This window comes from Methylophaga sp. UBA2513, from assembly GCF_002341285.1.
GTDB classification, from domain to species: domain Bacteria; phylum Pseudomonadota; class Gammaproteobacteria; order Nitrosococcales; family Methylophagaceae; genus Methylophaga; species Methylophaga marina.
The window spans coordinates 229965-237517 of record NZ_DDNT01000006.1 but is presented as its reverse complement, the minus strand read 5'-3'; the positions used below and the strand labels follow the sequence as shown (position 1 = coordinate 237517).

Sequence of the window (7553 nt, the reverse complement as noted above, 5' to 3'; positions counted from 1 at the left end):
TCATGTAAACCTGTTTTCAGATTGACACCGTTTGACCAGTTAACCACTGGATCGTATTTTTCTGCGACTAACAGCTCACCCGTTTCACGATTCATAGTGTAAGCAAAACCGTTACGGTCAAAGTGAACAGCGGTTTTATGCATTTTGCCCTTCACTTTTTGTTCTGCGAGAATCATTTCATTGACACCATCGTAATCCCACTCATCATGCGGTGTCATTTGGTAAACCCATTTGGCCATACCGGTGTCTAAGTCACGGCCCCACATTGACATAGTCCATTTATTATCACCAGGACGTTGAACCGGATTCCAGGTTGATGGGTTACCGTTGCCGTAGTAGAACATGTTCAAATCAGGATCGTATGAATACCAACCCCAAGTCGTACCACCACCAATTTTCCATTGGTCACCTTGCCAAGTTTTCAAAGATGAATCTTTGCCAATGGGTTTCAGCATAGAAGTGGTTTTTTCTGGGTCAACTAACATTTCATCATCAGGACCGGTGCTGTACGCTTTGTATTTCACGTTACCATCAAAGTCATACGCTTGAACGTAACCACGTACACCAAACTCACCACCTGAGATACCGACGATGATTTTATCTTTAAATACGTGAGCCGCTGCTGTGCTGGTCGCACCGCGTTTGGCATCATCACGTTTGTCAGACCAGACCACTTTGCCGTCTTCAGCATTTAGGGCAACAAGTGTTGTGTCTGCTTGGTTCAGGAAGATTTTTCCATCTGCATAGCTTAAACCACGGTTAACTGTGTCACAGCACATGACTGGCACTGTTTCATCGTAGTTTTGTTTTGGTTCATATTTCCATTTGATCGCGCCATCGTTATTTAAATCCAACGCAAACACGATATTCGGAAATGGTGTGTGAACATACATAGTGCCATCGATAATTAAAGCATTACCTTCATGACCACGTAAAACACCTGTTGAGAAAGACCATGCCATGTTTAAATCTTTAACATTGTCTTTGTTGATTTGACTTAATTGTGAGTAACGCTGGTTAGCATAATTACCTGCTGGCATTACCCAATTGTTTGGATCTTTTTGCATTTCTAGCAACTCATCAGCTACGGCCAGACCCGGCGCGGCTAATGACATCATTGCGATTGATAAAGTTTTCAGCTTCATTTTATATACCTCTAGTATTGAAGGTTTGTTTTTATAGGTGGCTCATCTATAAATAACCACTGCTGAATACTTTATTCTTATTTTTCCCCTAGCACACTAGGACTAACTCCCTATATAAACAGGAGTTAATCATAGCAAACTCAGGATTGACTAAACTGGAGAAAGAAATATTTTTTTAGATTTATATTTTTTCCTTTTTAAAGTCTAATGCACGTTCACTCAACCAAAATACAATTAAAGCTTATCAGCAACAGTATGGTTGTTTATTTAAATAGGCATAGAAGCTAGTTGAGACGTATATAGATTGTCATGCCTCCAATCAATGTGAACAGCCCAAAAACGCTCTCATGAGCGTGATTTTAATAACACGCCACTATCTGTAACTAGATGTTTAAAGACTGAAAACACTCAAAACACCACCCAGATTAGTCCATCTGGAGACAGATCTATACAATCCAACAGCGCCATCACCATCAGCATCATTTTTTAGGCCCATGGCCATGCCTATACCAGCCCAGCCGCCTAAGCCAGATAAAACGGAAATGTATTGTTTGTGATTATGCTCATAGCTGTTTACATTCCCAATAATGCCAGAGGCTGTCTTGAAGCGCCAAAGCTCTCTCCCAGTCTTAGCATCGACAGCTTTTAAATATCCTTCCAACGTACCATAAAAAACGATGTCTGAAGCGGTCGCTAATGCACCAGACCAAACTGAAAACCGTTCCGGATTAGACCAAACAATCTTACCTTCCCGTGCATCCCAGGCAATAAAATTACCGAGATTGGGATCATCACCAACAGCATACATCGACAAACTGGCGCCAACATATGGCTGGCCAGCAACGTATTCCACTTCAAATGGTTCATAGTCCATACAGACATGGTTCGTTGGTACATAAAACAAACCTGTACGCGGTGAAAACGCGGCTGGTTGCTGATTTTTTGTTCCTAGTGCAGCAGGACAAATGCCAGTGGTATTTTCGTCTTCACCATGATAGTCCGGCGAGTATTGTTGAACACGATCATGTCTGCCGGTTGCCAAATCAACGCCGTTAGACCAGTTTACAGAGGGATCAAATGTCTTCGCCACTAATAACTCCCCCGTCTTACGATCTAGCGTATAGGCAAAGCCATTACGATCGAAGTGCACCGCAGTTTGACGCAATTTATTTTTGATTTTCAGATCACTGAGAATGACTTCATTAACACCGTCATAATCCCACTCATCGTGTGGAGTCATTTGGTAAATCCATTTCGCCATTCCACTATCCAAATCTCTGGCAAAGAGTGACATGGTCCACTTATTATCACCAGGTCGTTGCACAGGATTCCATGTGGAAGGGTTTGCAGTCCCGTAATAGAACAGATTTAAGTCAGGATCGTACGAAAACCAACCCCATGTGACACCACCACCGATTTTCCATTGATCACCTTGCCATGTTTTCAGAGATGAATCTTTACCTACCGGTTTCAATATTGAGGTGGTTTTTACTGGATCTACCAACATCTCATCATCGGGTCCTGTGGTATAGGCTTTATACTTCACATTCCCTTGTAAATCATAGGCCTGAACATAACCACGAATACCAAATTCACTGCCGGAGATCCCAACTAAGACAGTATCGTCAAACACAAAAGTTGCTCCGGTACTCGTTGCACCTGTAGTCGGATCATCACGCTTGTCTGACCAAACCTCTTTCCCGGTATCCATATCTAACGCAACCAAGGTTGTATCTGCTTGATTAAGAAATATTTTTCCATCAGCATAAGCCAAGCCTCGGTTGACCGTATCACAGCACATCACCGGCACAGTTTCGTCATAACTCTGCTTGGGTTCGTATTTCCATTTAATAGCACCGTCATTATTTAAATCAAGTGCATAAACAATATTAGGAAAAGGCGTATGAATATATAGAGTATCGTCAATGACTAGAGAATTGCCTTCATGACCACGTAAAACACCTGTCGAAAAAGACCAGGCCATGTTCAGCTGTTGAATATTCTTTTTATTGATTTGCTTGAGTGCTGAGTATCGTTGGTTATTATAATTTCCGGCTGGCATCACCCAGTTGGCAGGATCATTTTGAAGTTGTTGTAACTCATCAGCTTGGCTGGTGCAGGTATGAAAACCGATTGCTGAGGCTATTAAAAATCTTAGAAAAGTCATATTACTCAATTTATTTATTACAAAGTGTTTTGTTTTAAACAGGTTAAGCACTAACTCTATGCTTTATAAACGAATGAATCACCGGCAAATCTTCTCGATTTAACCAGCCTGAGTATCTTCGCATGTGACGAGTGAACCTCGGCTGAATAAAAAAGCCCGACATCGCAAGATGCCGGGCCTTTTATTCAGATTAAGATTACAGGGTAATCTATATCATCTGGGTCTTACAGGCTGAATACACTCAGAATACCACCCAGGTTAGTCCAGCTAGACAATGCACGGTATGCACCGACTGCGCCAAGACCATCAGAGCTGTTTTCTAAGTCAGGAATCGCCATACCGATACCAGCCCAACCACCTACACCTGACAAGATGGACAGATATTGTTTACCGTCATGTGTGTATGTGTTGACGTTACCGATGATGCCTGACGCTGTTTTGAAGCGCCACAGTTCACGACCTGTTTGTGCATCAACCGCTTTCAGGTAACCTTCCAGTGTGCCGTAAAATACAACATCCGTAGCTGTCGCTAATGCACCTGACCAGACTGAGAAACGCTCTGGATTAGACCAGACGATCTTACCTTCACGGGCATCCCAAGCAATGAAGTTACCCATATGAGTACCACCTGGCGCTGGGAACATATTCAAAGTAGCACCAACGTATGGTTGACCTGCTACGTATTCCACTTCAAATGGTTCATAGTCCATGCACACATGGTTGGTTGGTACATAGTACAGACCCGTGCGTGGTGAGAATGCCGCTGGTTGTTGGTCTTTAGACCCTAACGCCGCAGGACAGATACCTGTTGTGTTAACGTCTTCGCCGTTTGCAGCAGTAGAGTATTTTACCGCACGCTCTGGCAGCCCAGTCTTCATGTTGACACCTGTCGCCCAGTTAACGGCCGGATCATATTTCTCAGCGACTAGCAGTTCGCCAGTGACGCGGTCCATGGTGTAACCAAAACCATTACGGTCAAAGTGAACGGCAGTTTTACGCATTTTGCCATTTAGTTTTTGATCAGCCAAAATGACTTCGTTTACACCATCGTAATCCCACTCATCATGCGGTGTCATTTGGTAAACCCATTTGGCCATACCGGTGTCTAAGTCACGACCCCATAGAGACATTGACCATTTGTTATCACCAGGACGTTGAACCGGGTTCCAGGTTGATGGGTTACCACTGCCGTAGTAAAACAGGTTTAAATCAGGATCGTATGAATACCAACCCCAAGTCGTACCGCCACCAATTTTCCATTGGTCACCTTGCCATGATTTCAACGATGAATCTTTGCCGATGGGTTTCAGCATAGAGGTGGTTTTTTCTGGGTCAACTAACATTTCATCATCAGGACCGGTGCTATACGCTTTGTATTTCACGTTACCATCAAAGTCATACGCTTGAACGTAACCACGTACACCAAACTCACCACCTGAGATACCGACGATGATTTTATCTTTAAATACGTGAGCCGCTGCTGTGCTGGTCGCACCGCGTTTGGCATCATCACGTTTGTCAGACCAAACCACTTTGCCGTCTTCAGCATTTAAGGCAACAAGTGTTGTATCTGCTTGGTTCAGGAAGATTTTTCCGTCTGCATAGCTTAAACCACGGTTAACTGTGTCACAGCACATGACTGGCACTGTTTCATCGTAGTTTTGTTTTGGCTCAAATTTCCATTTCATTGCACCGTCGTTGTTTAAATCCAACGCGTAAACAATGTTTGGGAATGGAGTATGAACATACATGGTATCGCCGATAACCAGAGAGTTACCTTCATGACCACGTAAAACACCTGTTGAGAAAGACCATGCCATTGTCACATCTTTGACATTGTCTTTATTGATTTCTGTTAATTCAGAGTAACGTTGGTTATTGTAGTTACCTGCTGGCATTACCCAGTTATTTGGATCTTTTTGCATTTCTAGCAACTCATCAGCAGCAGCCAAGCCTGGCACTGCCAATGTCATCATTGCTAATGACAAAGTTTTCAGCTTCATTTTTAATCCCTAGTTTTTGATTACAGAACATGTCGAGAGGAATAACAACGACATGGTTCCCACACTTTATGCTCGTTATGCCCAAGAATCATTACCAAATATTCCCGATTTTCACGGGAACAAAATAACAGGCACCAAGGAATTAAAACCTAAACACATGAAATAACTATTATTTCAGCAATTCTCATTGCTCGGTAATTACCCCATATTTCATTGCCAATCTCACCAATTCAACCGGAGAATGAATATCTAGCTTCTGTTTTAAGCTGGTTTGATAGTTAGCCACCGTTTTCTGACCAATATTCAGACGACCTGCAATTTCTTCGACTAATTTACCTTCAGCTAATAGTCGAAAGACCTCAAACTCTCGGGAAGTTAACCTCTGAGTGGGATTATCATCTCCGGTTAAACTCTGTAATGCCACCTTTTGGGCCATATCAGCACTTAAAAAGCTTTTTCCAGATGCTACCTCTTTTACGGCTTTGACCAGATCTTCAGCATTACCGGATTTTGCCACGTACCCCATAGCACCAGCTGTTAACGACTGAATGGCATAGGTCGCATTTTCATGCATCGAAAACATAATGACTCGTGCATCTGGCCAGCGATGAAGAATTCGACGTAATGCTTCCAGCCCACCCATACCCGGCATCGACATATCCATAACGAGTACATCGGGCTTATTGTCCGGATAAGTTTGATACGCTTGCTCCCCACTTTCCGCTTCCGCAATCACTTTGATTTCAGCATTTTGTTCGAGTAAACGACATAAACCTGATCTGACGACGGCATGATCATCAGTCAGCATAACTTTAATTAACTGGCTCACGCATTATCTCCTTGTTTAGGAACCGTCACATCTATCGTGACGCCTTGATTTAAATTAGATGAAATTTCAAAAGTGCCACCCACGCTGTCTAATCGCTCTTTCATACCTGCGAGACCAAAACGTTGAGTATGTTGTTTGGGGTCAAAGCCTTTACCGTTATCGCTGACGGTCAAATGAATCATTTGTTTTTCTTCTTTTAAGACAATCCAAGCTTGATTAGCTTTGGAGTGACGACTGATATTAGTCAGACATTCCTGTATGACACGATAAAGTGTCAGTTGGGCATTTTCTTCCAACGATGAAAACTCACCATCAAAATGATATTCCATTTCAATATTGGGGTGTCTTTCACGCCAACTATCGACCAGTTCTTGCATAGCCGCTATAAACCCTAGCTCATCCAAGCCGCCCGGCCTGAGTCGTTGAAGCATGGTACGGAGGATGTCCATCATCAACCCCACCACTTCATCTATAGCTGAAGCACTCTTTTTAGCTGCTTCCAGCTCATTGGTTGACTTGATCACTGAAGCATCGACATGAATCGCGGTCAGATGCTGACCAATTTCATCATGCAATTCATGAGCGAGACTTTTCCGCTCTGCTTCCTGCAAACGGATGATTTGCTGAGTTAGACGGTGATTATTACGAATGCTGCTTTGTAGAGTAGATGCCATCATATTAAATTTGTGACTAATACTGGCCATCTCTGGTAATTCAAAAATAGGCAAGCGGCTGTCCAGATTGCCAGTTTCAATATCTGTTAGAGCAGCGATAATTTGATCAATGGGCTTCAACGCACGGGCCACGACCATATAAACCAGAATATTCACAAAAACAAAAAACAGCGAAATCATGGTCAACAAGGTTTTTGTTTCCCCCCATGCCTCAGCGATTTCGTTGTCCGGTTTTGGCTTGATAACCAGTTCGCCAATTTTCTTTGTATTGACGTAAACGGGCAGTCTTTCAGGTTTCAAATCATCAAGCGCGGAATACATCTCCTGACCAAACCAGTCTGGATAAGGCTGATGCTCATTGCTGTTTTCATCTTCATTACTTTCAATAAGCTGATTCATTGGCCCGTAGAACTCTATTCTCAGATGCCGAACTCCGGCTAATTTACTGAGCATAAAAGGTGACTGGGACTCATCAGAAAGTACTTTATCCCTGAATCTGAAATGGCTTAACTCGGCATCGAGCATATGTAATGCAAAGTCCATAGTAGAGGCAACTTCAGCTCTTACATCCTCACGAGCATTGTGGATTGCCTTCACGGCGCCAATCACTAATATAATTAATAGAACAGCTGTGACAATTAGATTGAGTCTGTATCTGAGATTCATGCACCAAGACTATGTGAAAAAAACAATCATTCTAGTATTGCTGAGATGTCTTGGAGATAGGAGAAATTC

General features: G+C 42.8%; 5 protein-coding genes. All 5 read right to left on the bottom strand.

Annotation, left to right across the window (positions count from 1 at the left end; genetic code table 11):
- Positions 1-1145, bottom strand: a 1145-nt coding sequence (locus tag B3V56_RS02960; protein ID WP_289283956.1) for a PQQ-dependent dehydrogenase, methanol/ethanol family, incomplete at its 3' end; no start/stop codon positions are given.
- 391 nt (positions 1146-1536) lie between these two features.
- Positions 1537-3312 (bottom strand): methanol/ethanol family PQQ-dependent dehydrogenase, encoded by a 1776-nt coding sequence (locus B3V56_RS02955; protein WP_289283955.1) that lies wholly within the window; start codon positions 3310-3312, stop codon positions 1537-1539.
- A gap of 224 nt (positions 3313-3536) precedes the next feature.
- A complete protein-coding gene (locus B3V56_RS02950) occupies positions 3537-5315 on the bottom strand; it encodes a methanol/ethanol family PQQ-dependent dehydrogenase (protein ID WP_289283954.1) in 1779 nt (592 codons plus the stop codon).
- Positions 5316-5499: 184 nt separating this feature from the next.
- Positions 5500-6144, bottom strand: coding sequence for a response regulator (locus B3V56_RS02945; RefSeq protein WP_286303796.1), 645 nt, complete (start codon positions 6142-6144; stop codon positions 5500-5502).
- Positions 6141-7415, bottom strand: a complete 1275-nt coding sequence (locus B3V56_RS02940; RefSeq protein ID WP_289283813.1) for an ATP-binding protein — start codon at positions 7413-7415, stop codon at positions 6141-6143. The genes B3V56_RS02945 and B3V56_RS02940 overlap by 4 nt, the downstream gene beginning before the upstream one ends.
- Positions 7416-7553 lie beyond the last annotated feature (138 nt).

What these genes read in the sequence shown, in the direction of transcription:
- B3V56_RS02955 (WP_289283955.1), bottom strand. Translation starts at nt 3,312, where the DNA reads ATGACTTTTCTAAGATTTTTAATAGCCTCAGCAATCGGTTTTCATACC.
- B3V56_RS02950 (WP_289283954.1), bottom strand. Translation starts at nt 5,315, where the DNA reads ATGAAGCTGAAAACTTTGTCATTAGCAATGATGACATTGGCAGTGCCA.